11 protein-coding genes are annotated in these 15121 nt (G+C 72.1%); 7 read left to right on the top strand and 4 right to left on the bottom strand.

The window, feature by feature from the left end; translation table 11 throughout:
- The first annotated feature begins 69 nt into the window (after window positions 1-69).
- The 4 genes from ACZ5GH_RS27460 to ACZ5GH_RS27475 all read left to right on the top strand — a co-directional run bounded on the left by ACZ5GH_RS27460 (window position 70) and on the right by ACZ5GH_RS27475 (window position 6096).
- The gene (locus ACZ5GH_RS27460) at window positions 70-558 is read left to right on the top strand and encodes a YbaK/EbsC family protein (RefSeq protein WP_464335544.1); all 489 of its coding nucleotides are present in this window, start codon (window positions 70-72) and stop codon (window positions 556-558) included.
- Between the two features lie 359 nt (window positions 559-917).
- Window positions 918-2501: an MBL fold metallo-hydrolase gene (locus tag ACZ5GH_RS27465; protein WP_387758549.1), complete on the top strand. Its 1584-nt coding sequence runs from the start codon at window positions 918-920 to the stop codon at window positions 2499-2501.
- A gap of 152 nt (window positions 2502-2653) precedes the next feature.
- Window positions 2654-3673, top strand: a complete 1020-nt coding sequence (gene hppD / locus ACZ5GH_RS27470) for a 4-hydroxyphenylpyruvate dioxygenase (RefSeq protein WP_387758550.1) — start codon at window positions 2654-2656, stop codon at window positions 3671-3673.
- Window positions 3673-6096, top strand: a complete 2424-nt coding sequence (locus ACZ5GH_RS27475) for an aminotransferase class I/II-fold pyridoxal phosphate-dependent enzyme (protein ID WP_464335545.1) — start codon at window positions 3673-3675, stop codon at window positions 6094-6096. Before hppD ends, ACZ5GH_RS27475 begins: the two co-directional genes overlap by 1 nt.
- 80 nt (window positions 6097-6176) lie before the next feature.
- Here ACZ5GH_RS27475 and sbnB read toward each other — a convergent pair whose 3' ends face one another.
- Together sbnB and sbnA are read right to left on the bottom strand one after the other, a co-directional pair.
- Window positions 6177-7202, bottom strand: coding sequence for a 2,3-diaminopropionate biosynthesis protein SbnB (gene sbnB, locus ACZ5GH_RS27480; protein ID WP_387758553.1), 1026 nt, complete (start codon window positions 7200-7202; stop codon window positions 6177-6179).
- Window positions 7199-8182 (bottom strand): 2,3-diaminopropionate biosynthesis protein SbnA, encoded by a 984-nt coding sequence (gene sbnA, locus ACZ5GH_RS27485; protein WP_387758555.1) that lies wholly within the window; start codon window positions 8180-8182, stop codon window positions 7199-7201. Before sbnA ends, sbnB begins: the two co-directional genes overlap by 4 nt.
- Before the next feature lie 269 nt (window positions 8183-8451).
- Between sbnA and ACZ5GH_RS27490 the strand changes: the two genes are divergently transcribed.
- Window positions 8452-9927 carry an amino acid adenylation domain-containing protein gene (locus tag ACZ5GH_RS27490; protein ID WP_387758557.1) on the top strand — a complete coding sequence of 492 codons (1476 nt, stop codon included), beginning with the start codon at window positions 8452-8454 and terminating at the stop codon, window positions 9925-9927.
- Between the two features lie 154 nt (window positions 9928-10081).
- Here the strand turns inward: ACZ5GH_RS27490 and ACZ5GH_RS27495 are convergent, their stop codons facing one another.
- Together ACZ5GH_RS27495 and ACZ5GH_RS27500 are read right to left on the bottom strand one after the other, a co-directional pair.
- Entirely contained in the window at window positions 10082-11998 is a 1917-nt protein-coding gene (locus ACZ5GH_RS27495) for an ABC transporter ATP-binding protein (protein ID WP_387758558.1), read from the bottom strand.
- A gap of 32 nt (window positions 11999-12030) precedes the next feature.
- The gene (locus tag ACZ5GH_RS27500; protein WP_464335546.1) at window positions 12031-12828 is read right to left on the bottom strand and encodes an alpha/beta fold hydrolase; all 798 of its coding nucleotides are present in this window, start codon (window positions 12826-12828) and stop codon (window positions 12031-12033) included.
- Between the two features lie 468 nt (window positions 12829-13296).
- Between ACZ5GH_RS27500 and ACZ5GH_RS27505 the strand changes: the two genes are divergently transcribed.
- Together ACZ5GH_RS27505 and ACZ5GH_RS27510 are read left to right on the top strand one after the other, a co-directional pair.
- Window positions 13297-13512 carry an MbtH family protein gene (locus ACZ5GH_RS27505; protein WP_464335547.1) on the top strand — a complete coding sequence of 72 codons (216 nt, stop codon included), beginning with the start codon at window positions 13297-13299 and terminating at the stop codon, window positions 13510-13512.
- A gap of 400 nt (window positions 13513-13912) precedes the next feature.
- Window positions 13913-15010 (top strand): winged helix-turn-helix transcriptional regulator, encoded by a 1098-nt coding sequence (locus ACZ5GH_RS27510; protein ID WP_464335548.1) that lies wholly within the window; start codon window positions 13913-13915, stop codon window positions 15008-15010.
- Window positions 15011-15121: the final 111 nt, after the last annotated feature.

Genomic DNA, 15121 nt, shown 5'->3' on the forward strand with positions numbered 1-15121 from the left:
TCCTCGACCGCCGTCCGGCGGTCCCGTCCGGACCCGTCCGGCACACCACGCGGCCCGGGGAGGCCGCAGATGTCCGCTGACCTCGACGCCTTCCGCCGCCTGACGGCCCTGCTCGCCACCGGTGAGGCGTCCTACCGGACCATCGCGCACGCACCGGAGGGCCGGACCGAGGCCGCCAGCCTGTTGCGCCGGCACCCGCCGGCGCAGGCCGCCAAGTCCATCGTGGTCCGGGTGGCCACCGGCAAGCGCTCGCGCCGCTACGTGCTCGCGGTCGTCCCCGGTGACCGCCGGGTCGACCTCGCGGCCCTGGCCCGGCGCTTCGACGGCCGGGAGGCGTCGTTCGCCACCCGGGTCGTCGCCGAACGCCTGGCCGGCAGCGTCAGCGGGTCCATCGTCCCGTTCGCCTTCTCGGCCGAGCTGGAACTGCTCGTCGACGAGGGCCTGCTGCGCCACGACGAGATCTACTTCAACGCCGGGCGGCTGGACCTGTCGGTCGCCCTGTCCACCGCCGACTACCTGGAGCTGGCCCGGCCCGCCGTCGCCGCGATCGCGGTCTGACCGGCGGACGGCGACCGGAGGCGGGTCGCGCTGTTCAACCGGCGCGCCGACGCAGTTGCACGGCGGGCGGCCCGGGGCTCCGGGCCGCCCGACCGGCCTGTTCAAGGACCGTGCGCGGCCGTCGGCTATTGATCCACCGCGCTGCCCCGGGCCATTCTGATTCGGGCGAGCGCGCCGCGTGCGGCGATCCCCGTATGGCGAGGCGGATGTGGTTCCTTCGGCCCTCCGGGCATTGGCCCGGGCTGATTCTCTCTGGTCGTCATTCCAGCACGGTTCGGTCGGGTATCCGAAAATTCCGGGATCCACCCCCGGCCGATTTGGTCAATTCCTTCTAAGTTCTTCTGGAGTGAGGGGTGCAGATGCCCGACGAGAAGCTGTTCCTGCGGTCGAAGGCCATCATCGAGCCACTGGTGGACAGGTTCTACGCCTGGCCGTACACGATCGCGCCCGTGCAGGCGGCGATGAACCTCGCGTTCCTGCAGCTGCCGCTGCTGGAGTCCTACCTCCAGTCCCCGCAGGTGCACGTCGCGGCCAGCAACAACCCCGAGCTGCGCGGCGGCTACTTCATCAACATTCCGGAGTCGCGCGCCGACGAGGTCCGTGACCTGGTCGCCTCGATCAAGAGCGACCGGGCCGACATGCTGCGCTTCGCCGAGGCCATCGCGGCCGGTCAGGAGATCCTGCGCGCCAACGCCACCGGTTTCGACCTCACCCCGCTCTACCCGAAGATGCCGGAGGAGCTCGGCGGGCTCATCGAACTCGCCTACGACACCGACAACCAGGCGCAGATGCGCTTCATGGAGCCGGTGGCCTACAAGAGCAAGGTCTACGACGAGTCGCGCCAGTCGGTCCAGCTGTCGCTGGAGACCGGGATCGAGCGCCCGTTCATCCTGAGCACCCCGCGCCTGCCCTCGCCGGACGTCCTGGAGCTGAACATCCCGTTCCGCCACGAGGGCCTCACCGAGCTGTTCAAGGCCCGCGTGCACGGCACCACCCTCGCGCACCTGCGCGAGGCGCTGGGCCTGGACGACGCCCAGACCGTCCAGCTGTCCAAGCTGCTGACGGACCGTCCGAGCCTCTCCGAGGACCGGCACATCGAGAGCGGCGGCCGGATCCGCTACTTCGGGCACGCCTGTCTGGTCCTGCAGACGCCCGAGGCCGCGATCGTCACCGACCCGTTCATCAGCGCCGACAACACCGCCGGCGACCGTTACACGCTGGACGACCTGCCGGACTACATCGACCTGGTGGTGATCACCCACGGCCACCAGGACCACATCGTCCTGGAGACCCTGCTCCAGCTGCGCGGCCGCCTCGGCGCGATCGTCGTCCCCCGGTCCTCGCGCGGCAACCTGGCCGACCCGTCGATGGCGCACATGCTCCGCCACCAGGGCTTCAACGTCATCGAGGTGGACGACTTCGACGAGGTCGAGTTCCCCGGCGGCAAGATCACCGCGACGCCGTTCCTCGGCGAGCACTGCGACCTGGACATCCGCGCCAAGTCCACCTACTGGGCCGAGCTGGCCGGCAAGAAGATCTTCATCGGTGCGGACTCCTCCGGCATCGAGCCCTCGCTCTACCGCTACATCAAGAACCACCTGGGCACCGCCGACATCGCCTTCCTCGGCATGGAGTGCGACGGCGCGCCGCTGACCTGGCTCTACCAGGCGCTGCTGACCGTCCCGGTCACCAAGAAGATGAGCAACTCGCGCAAGCTCTCCGGCTCCAACGCCGAGCAGGCCGCCGCCATCATGACCGAGCTCGGCGCCCGCGAGGCGTACGTCTACGCCATGGGTGAGGAGGACTGGCTCGGTCACGTGATGGCCACCACCTACACCCCGGACACCTTCCAGATCAAGCAGATCGAGGAGTTCATGGGCTGGTGCAAGGAGCGCGACATCAAGGCCGGCCACCTCTTCAAGCAGCAGGAATGGCGCTGGTAGTCCCCCGGCGTCGGTAGGTCTGGGGGCGGGCACCGGGATTCGTCGTCCGCGAGGACCCGGTGGTCCCGCCCCCTGCCGTCGGCCCGGACCGCGGGGCCGCGTCATCCATGAAACGTCACCGGCCGTCGGCCGTTCAGGAGGTAGGTAGCAGCATGGCCGTGCAGGACATCGTCTACGCCGAACTGTTCACCTCGAGCAAGGTCTCAGCCGTCGACTACTTCGTCTCGGCCCTCGGCTTCAGCCCGGTCGCGGACTCGGTGGAGACCGACCGCAGCTCCGTGCTGCTGCGGCAGGGGGACGTGAACCTGGTCGTCACCTCCGGCCGCGGCATCTGGCGCTTCCTCGACCAGTACGGCGACGGCATCGCCGACCTGGCCTTCGGCTGTGACGACCCGGTGGCGGACGGCGAGCGGGCGGTGGCGGCCGGCGCCGCCCGGCTGGACCCGGTCCGCGGCAACACCGCGGTCTCCGGTTTCGGCGGTGTCTCCCACACCCTGCTCCCGGCCGCGGCCCACCCCGGCGCACCGTTCGCCGACGGCCGCCGGTGGACGCCGTGCCCGGCCGACCCGGCTGCCGCGCCCTCCCGGGTCCGGACGCTCGACCACGTCGCGGTCTGTCTCGCCGGCGGCACCCTGGACCGGACCGCGGACTTCTACCGGGACGCCTTCGGCCTCTCCCGCTACTCGTCCGAGTACGTCGCCGTCGGCGGTCAGGCGATGGACTCCATCGTGGTGCGCAGCGCCTCCGGCCGCGTCACCTTCACCCTGGTCGCGCCGGACCCGGCCCAGGAGCGCGGCCAGTTGGACGCCTTCCTGGAGCGCAACGGCGGCCCCGGCGTGCAGCACCTGGCCTTCCTGGTCGACGACATCGTCGCGGCGGTCGGCGAGGCCCGTGACCGCGGCGTCGAGTTCCTCGACACCCCCGACGCGTACTACGACCTGCTCGCCGAGCGCTTCGACGGGATGGCCGAGCGGATCGCCGAGCTGCGCAAGGCGAAGGTGCTGGCGGACCGGGACGAGTGGGGCCACCTGCTGCAGCTGTTCACCCGCTCGCCCTACGACCGCAACACCCTCTTCTTCGAGCTGATCCAGCGCCATGGCTCCCGAGGCTTCGGCAGCGCCAACATCCGGTCCCTGTACGAGGCCGTCGAGCGCGACCGGTTGAACTCCTGATGGCCGCCGACCCCGGGACGGGACGCCCGCTGACCCCGGCCGAGTACGAGGTCCTGGCCCGCGGTCGGCTGGAGCCCGCGGTCTGGGACTTCCTCGCCGGCGGCGCCGGGGAGGAGCGTACCCTCGCCGCCAACCTGGCGGTGTTCGAGCAGGTCCGGCTGAGGCCGCGGGTGCTGACCGGCCAGGGCGCGCCCGTCACCGACACGCGGATCCTCGGCCGGACCTGGTCCCTGCCGTTCGGCATCGCGCCGATGGCCTACCACACCCTCGCCCACCCGGACGGCGAGGTCGCCACCGCCCGTGCCGCCGGCCGGCTCGGCGTCCCGCTGGTGGTGAGCACCTTCGCGAGCCGCACCTTCGAGGACATCGCGGGGGCCACCAGCGCCCCGCTCTGGCTCCAGGTGTACTGCTTCCGCGACCGCGCCACCGCGCGCGAGCTGGTCCGGCAGGCCGAGGCGGCCGGCTTCGAGGCGCTGCTGCTCACCGTGGACGCCCCGCACCTCGGCCGCCGGCTGCGCGACCTGCGCAACGACTTCCGGCTGCCGGACGGCGTCGTCCCGGCCAACCTGAGCGGCGGCGGCTTCTCCTCGCCCGGCGGGCACGCACGGACCGAGTTCGACCCCGCGCTCGACTGGTCGGTGGTGGAGTGGCTGCGGTCGGTCAGTTCGCTGCCGGTGCTGGTCAAGGGGGTGCTGACCGCCGAGGACGCCCGGCTCGCGCTGGCCGCCGGGGTGGACGGGATCGTGGTGTCCAACCACGGCGGCCGTCAGCTGGACGGCGCCCCGGCGACGCTGGACGTGCTGCCGCAGATCGCGCGGGCGGTCGCGGGCGCCTGCCCGCTGCTCGTCGACGGCGGGGTGCGGCGCGGCGCGGACGTGCTCGCGGCGCTGGCCCTCGGCGCCGACGCCGTGCTCCTCGGGCGGCCCGTGCTGCACGGCCTGGCCGTGGACGGAGCGCGCGGCGTGGAGCACCTCCTCGGCCTGGTCGCCGAGGAGTTGACCGAGGCGATGGCCCTCACCGGCACCGGGTCGGTGGCCGAGGCGGGCCCGGAGCTGGTGGTCGGCGCCGAACCGGCGGACCGGCCCGCGGCACCCCCGCGTCCCCGCGCCGTCCCCGCTCGGCCCGGCGACCTGCGCCGGGAGGACCTGCACGGCAGCGTCAGCGACCCGGTGCTCGACACCATGAACTTCCTCAACGAGGTCACCCAGCGCTACCCCGAAGCGATCTCCTTCGCCCCGGGCCGCCCGTACGCGGGATTCTTCGAGACCGAGCAGGTCTTCACCCACCTGCGCCGCTACCTCGACCACCTGGCCGAGGGCGGCGCCTCGCCCGAGGACGTCCGTTCCGCGCTGTTCCAGTACGGTCCGGCGGCCGGCCAGATCCGCGAGCTGATCGCCGACGCGCTGCGGGCCGACGAGGGCGTCGACGTGCCCGCCGAGTCGATCGTGGTGACGGTCGGCGCCCAGGAGGCGATGCTCATCGCCGTGCGGGCACTGATCGCCGGCCCCGAGGACGTGCTCCTGGTCTCCAGCCCCTGCTACGTGGGCATCACCGGCGCGGCGCGACTGTTCGACATCGAGCCGACGGCCGTCCCGGAGGGGCCGGACGGTTTCCGCTGCGCCGACCTGGAGGCGGCGATCCTCGCCGAGCGGGCGCGCGGGCGCCGCCCCCGGGCGTTCTACGTGGTGCCGGACCACTCCAACCCGTCGGGGACGACGATGCCGCTCGAACAACGCCGGGAGCTGCTCGACCTCGCGGACCGGCACGACCTGCTGGTCCTGGAGGACAGCCCGTACCGGATGGTCAGCCCGGGCCGGCAGCTGCCGACCCTCAAGGCGCTCGACCGGCGGCGCCGCGTCGTGCACCTGGGCTCGCTCTCCAAGACGCTCTTCCCGGGCGCCCGGGTGGGCTACGCGGTCGCCGACCAGGTGGTCGTCGGCGCGGACGGCTCCACCGGCCTCCTGGCGGAGGAGCTCACCAGGATCAAGAGCATGGTGACGGTGAACACCTCGCCGGTCAGCCAGGCGGTGGTGGCCGGGATGCTCCTCGCCGCCGGCGGTCGGACCTCGGAGTCCAACGCCGGGACGGCCGCCTACTACGGGGACGCCATGCGGGCCACCCTGAGCGAGCTCGACCGGTGCTTCCCCGAGGCGGAGCGGGCGGCGCTGGGACTGCGCTGGAACGAGCCGACCGGGGGCTTCTTCCTGGCCGTCGACGTGCCCTTCACGGCGGACAACGCGGCCCTGGAGCTCTGCGCCGAGAACTTCGGGGTGATCTGGACGCCGATGTCGTACTTCTTCCCGCAGGGCGGAGGCGAGCGCAGCCTGCGGCTCTCGGTCAGCTACCTGACGCGGCCGCAGATCGCCGAGGGCGTCGGGCGGCTGGCCGACTTCGTCCGCTGGGCGGCCGGGGAGCGGCCCTGAGCGGTGACCGTGCGCCCCGGTACGGGGAAGGGCCCGCCGTTTCCGGCGGGCCCTTCCCCGTACGCGTTCCGGCGCCGTCCTCAGCCGTAGCGCTTCATCTCGTGGAAGAAGCCGGGGACGGTCTGCAGGCTTCCGGCCGCGGCGACCTCGTCGTGGACGAACTTCGCCACGGCCAGGTCCAGCACTCCGAGTCCGAACGGGGAGAAGACCACGGGCCGGTCGGCCGGGGGAGTGGTCCGGCCCTCCAGCAGGTCGAAGAGCGTGCCGTCGACGAAGTCCCGGTTGCCGGTGAGCTGTTCGGCCAGGTGCGGCGAGGTGTTCGCCTTGAGGCAGTGGTCGACGTCGTCGACCAGGTTGTAGGAGGCGAGGACGATCTCGGGGGAGAGGTCGCGCAGCGAGACGTGCAGCACCACCGGGTTGTGGGCGAACAGGGCCGGGTCGAGGATGTGCGGCTCGCCCGCGACCGTGGCCAGCACGATGAGGTCCGACGCGGCGATCAGCGACTCGGCGGTGTCGTGGACCGTCACCGGGCCGGACCCGGCGCGCTCCAGGTACCCCTCGAAGCCCTCGGCGTGCTCCCGGGACAGGTCGTGGACCCCGACCTCGTCGAAGTCGAGACCGGCCGCCACCAGGTACGTGTGCACGTACCGCGCGATCAGCCCGACCCCGATGAAGCCGACCCGGCGCGGCGCCACGCCCCGCCGCTCGGCGATCGCCACCGCCGCCAGGGCCGCCGAGGCGGCGGTGCGCGAGGCGCTGATGACGGAACTCTCCAGGCAGGCCAGCGGATAGCCGGTCGCGGTGTCGTTGAGGACGACCACGGCGGAGGCGCGCGGGATGCCGGCGGCGACGTTCCCCGGGAACGACGAGATCCACTTGATGCCGTGCACGTCGACGTCGCCGCCGACCGAGGCGGGCAGCGCGATGATCCGGTCGGCCGGCTGCTCGGGGAAGCGCAGGAAGTACGAGTCGGGGTTCACGGTGAGGCCCCGGCCGTGCAGGCGGTAGGTGTTCTCGACCGTCGCGATGACCTCTTTCTCGCGGCCGCGCAGGACGTCGACGACCTGCGCTCCCGGGATGACGGAGAAGGAGGGGGTGGTGGTCATGGGTGCGGGCTCCAGTGCGAGTGGGTGAACGGGTCGTCCTGGCCGAAGTGTTCGTCCAGCCAGTGGTCGTCGTAGATGGAGGTCAGGTAGCGCTCGCCGAGGTCGGGGGAGATCGCGACGGCGACCGGGTCCTCGCCGGGGTACTTCTCGGCCAGCCAGCGGGAGGCGCCGCCCACCACCGTCCCGGTCGACCCGCCGAGCACGAAGCCGCGGGCCGCCAGTTCGCGGCAGACCCGGATGGTGTCGGGCTCGGAGACGTACACGACGTCGTCGACGACGGATTCGTCGACCAGCTCCGGGCGGGTGCTGGTGCCGAGGCCCGGGACCACCCGGCGTCCCGGGACTCCTCCGAAGGTGACCGAACCGACGGCGTCGACGGCCACCACGGTGACGTCCGGGCGGTGCTGCTTGAAGTAGCGCGCGCACCCCGTGAGGGTGCCGGTGGTGCCCGCGCCGACGAACAGGACCTCCAGGGCCGGGAAGTCGGCCGCGATGGCCGGCGCCGTGTTCTCGTAGTGCGCCCGCCAGTTGTTCGGATTGGCGTACTGGTTGAGCCAGAGGTAGCGGTCGCTGGTGGCGCAGAGGTCGCGGACGTACTGGATGCGGCTGTGCAGGTAGCCCAGGTTGGCGTCCTGGTGGGTGACCACCCGGACGTCCGTGCCCAACGAGCGCATCAGCTGCCGGGCGGTCGGGTTGCACCGGGGGTCGGTCACGCAGACGAAGCGGTAGCCCCGGTCGGCCGCGATGATGGCCAGCGCGATGCCGAGGTTGCCGGAGGAGGACTCCACCAGGACCGAGTCGGGCCCGATCCGGCCGTCCCGCTCCGCGGCGTCGACCATCGCGACGGCAGCCTTCAGCTTGATGGATCCGGCGAAGTTGAACCCTTCGCATTTCAGGTACAACGGTGTGCCGTTCACCCGGCGCAGATCCAGGTAGAGATCCTCGACATTGAATTCGTGCGGGGAGCTGATAATGGGCATGGCGCCGGACACCTCGGCAGGACGGTAAGGGATGCGGGGAATGGTCGATACGATCGAAAGCCTGCGTCAAGAAAGCGAGTTGACGTACCCGGCGCTCAGCTCTCCCGGCCCGAGCATCACATTCTCTTCGCCCCGGCGGCGGGCGAATTCGGTATCCGATCGCCCCCGGCATCGATTACCGTACTTCACGGGAAGTAGCCCGGCAAGATCCGGGTATTCCCTGGACAGTCGAAAGCGGATAATGCCGCCGATCAAAAAGGAGCGGATTCGTGACGATCGAGGACGGCCTGCTCGGCCCCGCCGGGCTCCCGGAACTGGCCATCGCCCCCGGGGAGCTGCGGCGGGCCCGCGAGCTGGCACTCACCCGCGACCACCCGGCCGACCTCTCGGACGCGGTGGTCACCCGGGTGGAGCGCTTCGCCCGCGAGCGTGACCGGCCGGCTGTCCGCGACGCCCACGGCCGGGTCGGCTACGCCGAACTGGCCCTGCGGGCGCGCCGACTGGCCACCCTGATGGAGCGTGAGGGGGTCGGCCCCGGCTCGGTCGTCGCGGTCGGCGGCGAACGCGGCGCCACCGTCGTCGCCGCCTTCCTGGCCACCGAGCTGCTCGGCGCGCTCTACCTGCCCGTCGACGGCAACTGGCCCGCGCGCCGGGTCGCGGACGTCCTCGGTCAGGCGGGTGCCGGTCTGCTGCTCAGCACCGACCCGGAGGTCGTGCCGGTCTCGCTCTCCGAGGGCGCCGCGGAGGTCGGCGTCCCGGTGGTCCGGGCCGCCGGGGCGGCCGACCGCGACCCCTGGCAGGGCCCCGCCCGGCTGGAGCGCCCCGACCAGCCCCGGTACGTGCTGTTCACCTCCGGCTCCACGGGCCGGCCCAAGGGCGCGGTGGTCGAGCACCAGGGCATGCTCAACCACCTCGTCGCCAAGGTCGTGGACCTCGGTCTGACCGGGCAGGACGTGGTGGCCCAGACCGCCCCGCTCGGTTTCGACATCTCCATCTGGCAGATGCTCTGCCCGCTGGTCGTCGGCGGCGAGGTCAGCGTGGTCGCCGACGCGACCGCCCACGACGCGGTGGCCTTCGCCCGACTCGTCGACGAACACCGGGTCACCGTCGTGGAGTTGGTTCCCACCATGGTCCGTCTGCTGCTGGACGACCTGGCGGCCGCCCCGCAGGCCGGGCGGCTCGCGGGCCTGCGCTGGATGCTCGCCACCGGCGAGGAGCTGCCCACCGAGGTGGCCCGCCGCTGGCTCCGGGAGATGCCCCAGGCCGGGCTGGTGAACGCCTACGGTCCCACCGAGTGCTCCGACGACGTGACCCACCACACCGTGCTGCCCGCCGACCTCGGTCTGATGCGCCTGCCGATCGGTACGCCCGTGGTCAACACCCAGCTCTACGTGCTGCGCCGCGCGGAGGACGGCTGGCGGACGTGCGAGCCCGGAGAGACCGGGGAACTGTTCGTCGGCGGGGTGGGCGTGGGGCGCGGGTACGTCCACGATCACGACCGGACCCGGGACGCGTTCTTCCGCGACCCGTTCCGCGCCACGCCCACCGGCCGGCTCTACCGGACCGGCGACGCGGTGCGGGTCCTCCCGCAGGGGGCGCTGCAGTACCTGGGCCGGGTGGACCGCCAGGTCAAGCTCGCCGGGGTCCGGATGGAGCTCGGCGAGATCGAGGCGGTCCTGCAGCGCCACCCCGCGGTCGGCGCGGCAGCGGTCGTGGTCCACGACTTCGCCGCCGCCCGCCGCTGACGCCGCTTCGTTCAACCAGCGCGGCGCCTCAGTTGGCCGGGTCCACGGACCCGGCCAACTGAGGCGCCGCCGCCGTTCCCGGGCAGGACGACGGTGCCGGCCCCCACCGGTGGTGCACCGGGGACCGGCACCGTCGTCCTGCCGCGGTTGCGCGTCAGTGCGGTTCGGCGACGGCCATCGCCTCCTCCAGCGGCTCGTGCTGCGCGAACTGGGTGCGGTAGAGGTCGGCGTACAGGCCGCCGGCGGCCAGCAGCTCCTCGTGGGTGCCGCGCTCGGCGACCCGCCCGGCGGCCACGACCAGGATCTGGTCGGCCTCGCGGACGGTGGAGAGCCGGTGTGCGATCACCAGCGAGGTCCGTCCGGCGAGCGCCGCCTTGAGGGCGCGCTGGATCGCCGCCTCGGAGTCCGAGTCCAGGTGCGCGGTCGCCTCGTCCAGGATCACCACCGGCGGGGCCTTGAGCAGCAGCCGGGCGATGGCGATCCGCTGCTTCTCGCCGCCGGAGAGCCGGTGGCCGCGGTCGCCGACCACGGTGTCCAGGCCGTCCGGGAGCGCCTCGACGGTGTCCCAGATCAGCGCCGCCCGGCAGGCGTCGACCAGTTCCTGCTCGCTCGCCCCCGGCCGGGCGTACTCCAGGTTGGCCCGCAGGGTGTCGTGGAAGAGGTGGGCGTCCTGGGTGACCACGCCGACGGTGTCGCGCAGCGACTGCAGCGTCAGCTCCCGGACGTCGTCGCCGGCCACCCGGACGGTGCCCTCGGTGGCGTCGTACAGCCGGGGCACCAGCTGGGTGATGGTGGTCTTGCCCGCGCCGGAGGGCCCGACCAGGGCGGTGAGCTTTCCGGCCGGGGCGTCGAAGCTCAGGTCCTGCAGGGTCCAGGACTCCTCGGCCGACCCGGTGCCCGGTGCGGCCGGGTGTCCGAGCGAGGCCAGGGAGTCCTCGTCGGAGGCCGGGTAGCGGAAGGAGACCTTCTCGAAGGTGATCCCGGGCGCGGCGTCGGAGCGCACGAGGTCCCGGGCGCCGGAGGCCTGGCTGATGTGCGGCTTGAGGTCCAGGATCTCGAACACCCGGTCGAAGCTCACCAGTGCCATCATGGCGCTCGCCTGCAGGCCGGACAGCTGGTTGACCGGCCCGTAGAGCCGCAGCAGCAGCGCGACCATGGCCACGAGCGTGCCGAGCTCCAGGGAGCCGTCGATGGTGAGCACACCGCCCACCCCGTAGACCAGCGCGCTGGTGAGCGCGGTGAGCACGATGGTGAGGACGCCGAGGACCCGGCTCTGCAGGATCAGCGCGATGGCGACGTCCCGCACCCCGGCGGCCTTGCCGGCGAACAGGCCCGACTCCTGCTCCGCACGGCCGTACAGCTTGGCGAGCGTCGCGCCCGCGACGTTGAACCGCTCGCTCATCAGCGCGCTGAGCTCCGCGTCCAGCTCCATCCGCCGTCGGGAGAGCCGCTGCAGCCGCCTGGCGATCAGCCGGGCCGGCAGGAAGAAGAGCGGGACGACCACCAGCGCCGTGAGGGTGATCTGCCAGGACAGGTAGAACATCGAGCCCAGGACCAGGACCAGCGACAACACGGTGGACAGCGAGTCGGACAGCAGGCTGGTCACCGCCTGCCGCGCCCCGACCACGTCGGTGTTCAGCCGGCTGATCAGCGCACCGGTCTGGGTGCGGGTGAAGAAGGACAGCGACTGCGCCTGGACGTGGGCGAACACGGTGGTGCGCAGGTCGTACACGACGCCCTCGCCGATCCGCCCGGAGCACCACGCCACCAGGTAGACCGAACCCGCCTCGACCAGCGCGAGGCCGGCGACGACCAGGCACAGCCAGATCACGACGTCGGTGCGTCCGGGCAGGATGCCGTCGTCGACGATCTTCTTCAGCAGCAGTGGGCTGGCGGCGGTGGCCACCGCGTCGACCACGGTGCCGGCCAACAGCAGCACCACCGTCCACCGGTGCGCCAGCGCGTACGGGACGACCCGCCGGACCGTCCCCCTCCTGATCCGGCCGGCTGTCGGCTGGTCGCCGCTCCCTGCCGTGGCCCGACCTGGCCCCGCATCCCGGTTCCTTGCCATGCTGGAATCAGCTCCGTGTTCGTCGGGGACCGTCAGTGCTTGTCGAGGAACTCGATGATCGCCGTGTTGACGGCGTCCGGGTCCTCCAGGTTTCCGAGGTGGCCGCACTTGGGAATCTCCACGTAGTCGCAGCCGGGAATGGTGTTCGCGACCTCGGCGACCAGGTGGGGCGGGCAGATGAGGTCGTCGGAGAAGGCGATCGCGCGACAGGGCACGCCGATGGCGCGCAGGGCGTCGCGGCGGTCGCCGGCGACATCCGCCCCCTGTTGGCCGGGCGCGCTCTGACCCGCGGTCAGCTCGAAGATGTCCAGCCAGCCGGTAGCGGTGGCGTCGTCGTTGAGCGTCGTGGGGGAGAGCATCTCCAGGACGGTGCGCACCGCCTCGTACTTGGGCGGCAGGGTGATGCCCGAGGCGGTCAGCGCGCGCTCCGCGGCCACCATCATCCGGCGGGTGGCGTCCGAACGGGCCCGGGTGGCCAGGAGGACGGCGCAGCGCACCAGGTCCGGGCGGGCGAGCGCGACCTCCTGGGCGATCATGGCGCCCATCGACGTGCCGACGAGCCGGCACGGCCCCAGGTCCAGACGCTCGATCAGGCCGAGGGTGTCGGCGGTCAGGTCGGCCAGTGAGTAATCGCCGGGCGGGGCGTCGGAGGGCGCGATGCCCCGGTTGTCGAAGACGATCGTCTCGTAGCCGGCCCTGTTCAGCGCCGGGGTCTGGTGCATGGTCCAGACCCGGCCGCCGGCCCCCGAACCCATGATGAGCAGTACCGGTTCCCCCTTGCCGGACCGCTGGTAGGAGAGCCGGACCCCGTTGACGCTCACGAACGGCATGGCGCTGCTCCCTCGCCGGCGACGGGTGCGGGCATGACGGCCTCCTGGGGGTCGAGCGGGTGGATGGCTCTGGGCGGACCGCGTCCGCGACCGGGGACGGCAGGGCCCCGGCACTGATGGATCCTGGGGCGGCCCGGCCCGGCCTGGACGGGCGTCCGCCCGTCGCCATCGGTGGCAGCGTTCCACGATGTCACCGGGCCGACGCGCAATCAAGATCGGTCCGAACCAGCGAGATTCGCATCCGGAACGAGCCGTTCAACCGCAGCGGGGTGGCAGTTGAACAGCCGGGCGGCGAGGGCGGACGGCACCGGTTGACGCGTCGGCGAGGCTTGGGGACATAGTGGGCTCGCACGGGGCCCGGCGCCGCGCCGGACGGCCACCGACGGTGGAGCGAGTCCGGGTGAACCACCCGGGTGAACGCGCGCCATCGATGCGACCCACCTCATGTATCCAAGAAAGGACGGCGTGGTGACGAATCCGTTCGACGATCCCGATGCCGAGTACCTGGTCCTGGTCAACGACGAGGGCCAGCACTCGCTGTGGCCCGTCTTCGTCGACGTTCCCGAGGGCTGGACCTCGGTGTTCGGGAAGTCGGGGCGTCAGGAGTGCCTCGACCACATCGAGAAGTCGTGGACCGACATGCGGCCCAAGAGCCTGATCGAGGCCATGGCGGCGCAGAAGTAGTCCGGACCGGTTCCGGGCGATATGCCGATGCCGCCGACCGTCACCCGACGGTCGGCGGCATCGGCATATCCGGTTCCGGCGGGGTTGTGCCGGCCTCTCGTGCAGTAACCGGCGGATAACTGACGATCACTCGACAGTCGCAGGTGCGACGGGTGAGTATGGGGCCGGATGTTCGGAAGTTGCTGGTGTGACTCACGGGGTAAGGGGAGGGTGGGTTTATCCGAACCGCTATCGGCTGCCGCTAGCGGTGGCCGAGTGCTGGGCTGTTCAGGGGGCGGCCCCCCCGGGGGCGGCGCACGGGTATTCCTTCCGGGGCTTCGGGCCCGCCCTTTCGGCCCCGGCCGGGTGAGTTCCAGCGGCAGCCGGGCTGATCTGTTCAACGGGACGGGGGAGTACGACGATGGGCCATGTCGGCGTGGACGGCGAGGGTTTCGCAGGATTCGAGCTCGAGAAGACCGGCGACCGGATTGCGAAGACGGTGGTGCTTCGTCAACGGGACGTCGTGCGACTGCCGTTGGCGTCTCTCATGCCGGGGGAGTCGCCCCGTCTCGACGGCCAGGACACGGAACACGTGGCCCGGCTGGCGGAGCTCGACGAGCCGCTGCCCCCCATCCTCGTGGACCGCCGCACCATGCGGGTGATCGACGGCATGCACCGCCTGCTCGCCGCATGCCTGCGGGGCCAGGACACCATCGAGGCGGAACTCTTCGACGGCACCCGGGAGGAAGCGTTCCTCCGTGCCGTCGAGGCGAACACGACGCACGGCCTCCCGCTCTCCCAGCAGGACCGGCGAGCCGCGGCCGCACGGATCGTGGAGGCCCACCCGGAGATGTCGGACCGGGCCATCGCCAAGGCCTCCGGCCTCGGGACGAAGTCGGTGGCCGCCATCAGGCGGAACATGGACCTGAAGGGGGCTCAGCCGACCGCCAGGATCGGGCGGGACGGCAAGGTCCGGCCGCTGAGCAGCGCGGAGGGCCGGCGCCGGGCCGCCGAGCTGATCGCGGAGAACCCGGAAGCCTCACTGCGCGAGATCGCGCGGCGCGCCGGTATCTCGCCAGCCACGGTGAGCGATGTCCGCAAGCGGCTGACCGCCGGCGAGCTCGCGGTCACCGAACGCAGGCCCGTCTCCGTTCCGGACGCCGGCGGCCTGTCGGTCGCCGCCGACCGGGTGCCCGCTCAGCGGAGCGTCCGAAAGGTGCGCCTGGTGCAGCCGGACCCGCTCGAACTGATGGAGAAGCTGCTCCGGGACCCCTCCCTGCGGCACAAGGAGGAGGGGCGGCACCTGCTGCGCCTGCTCCAGCAGAACGCGCTCGGCAACCAGATGTGGGCCAAGCTGGCCGCCGCCGTGCCGGCGCACTGCCGCAACCTCGTCGTCGACCTCGCGCGCCAGTACGCGGAGACCTGGACGGACTTCGCGCAGGAACTGGACCAGAGCGTCCGCGCCATGAGCCGGGACACCCAGCTCCCGCCGCAGCGCCAGGTCGGCATGGGGGCCTAGTCGTCCCGGCAGAGTGTCGGAAGGCCGTTGGCCGGGTGGGATCCCGGGCCGGCGGCCTTCCGCGTCGGTGGGGCGGGGCCCTTCCGTGGGGAGGGCGGTGGTCGGGGACGG

Source organism: Kitasatospora sp. Xyl93 (assembly GCF_055383135.1).

What these genes read in the sequence shown, in the direction of transcription:
- ACZ5GH_RS27460 (WP_464335544.1), top strand. Translation starts at nt 70, where the DNA reads ATGTCCGCTGACCTCGACGCCTTCCGCCGCCTGACGGCCCTGCTCGCC.
- sbnB (WP_387758553.1), bottom strand. Translation starts at nt 7,202, where the DNA reads ATGACCACCACCCCCTCCTTCTCCGTCATCCCGGGAGCGCAGGTCGTC.
- hppD (WP_387758550.1), top strand. Translation starts at nt 2,654, where the DNA reads ATGGCCGTGCAGGACATCGTCTACGCCGAACTGTTCACCTCGAGCAAG.
- ACZ5GH_RS27510 (WP_464335548.1), top strand. Translation starts at nt 13,913, where the DNA reads ATGGGCCATGTCGGCGTGGACGGCGAGGGTTTCGCAGGATTCGAGCTC.
- ACZ5GH_RS27465 (WP_387758549.1), top strand. Translation starts at nt 918, where the DNA reads ATGCCCGACGAGAAGCTGTTCCTGCGGTCGAAGGCCATCATCGAGCCA.
- ACZ5GH_RS27495 (WP_387758558.1), bottom strand. Translation starts at nt 11,998, where the DNA reads ATGGCAAGGAACCGGGATGCGGGGCCAGGTCGGGCCACGGCAGGGAGC.
- ACZ5GH_RS27475 (WP_464335545.1), top strand. Translation starts at nt 3,673, where the DNA reads ATGGCCGCCGACCCCGGGACGGGACGCCCGCTGACCCCGGCCGAGTAC.
- sbnA (WP_387758555.1), bottom strand. Translation starts at nt 8,182, where the DNA reads ATGCCCATTATCAGCTCCCCGCACGAATTCAATGTCGAGGATCTCTAC.
- ACZ5GH_RS27500 (WP_464335546.1), bottom strand. Translation starts at nt 12,828, where the DNA reads ATGCCGTTCGTGAGCGTCAACGGGGTCCGGCTCTCCTACCAGCGGTCC.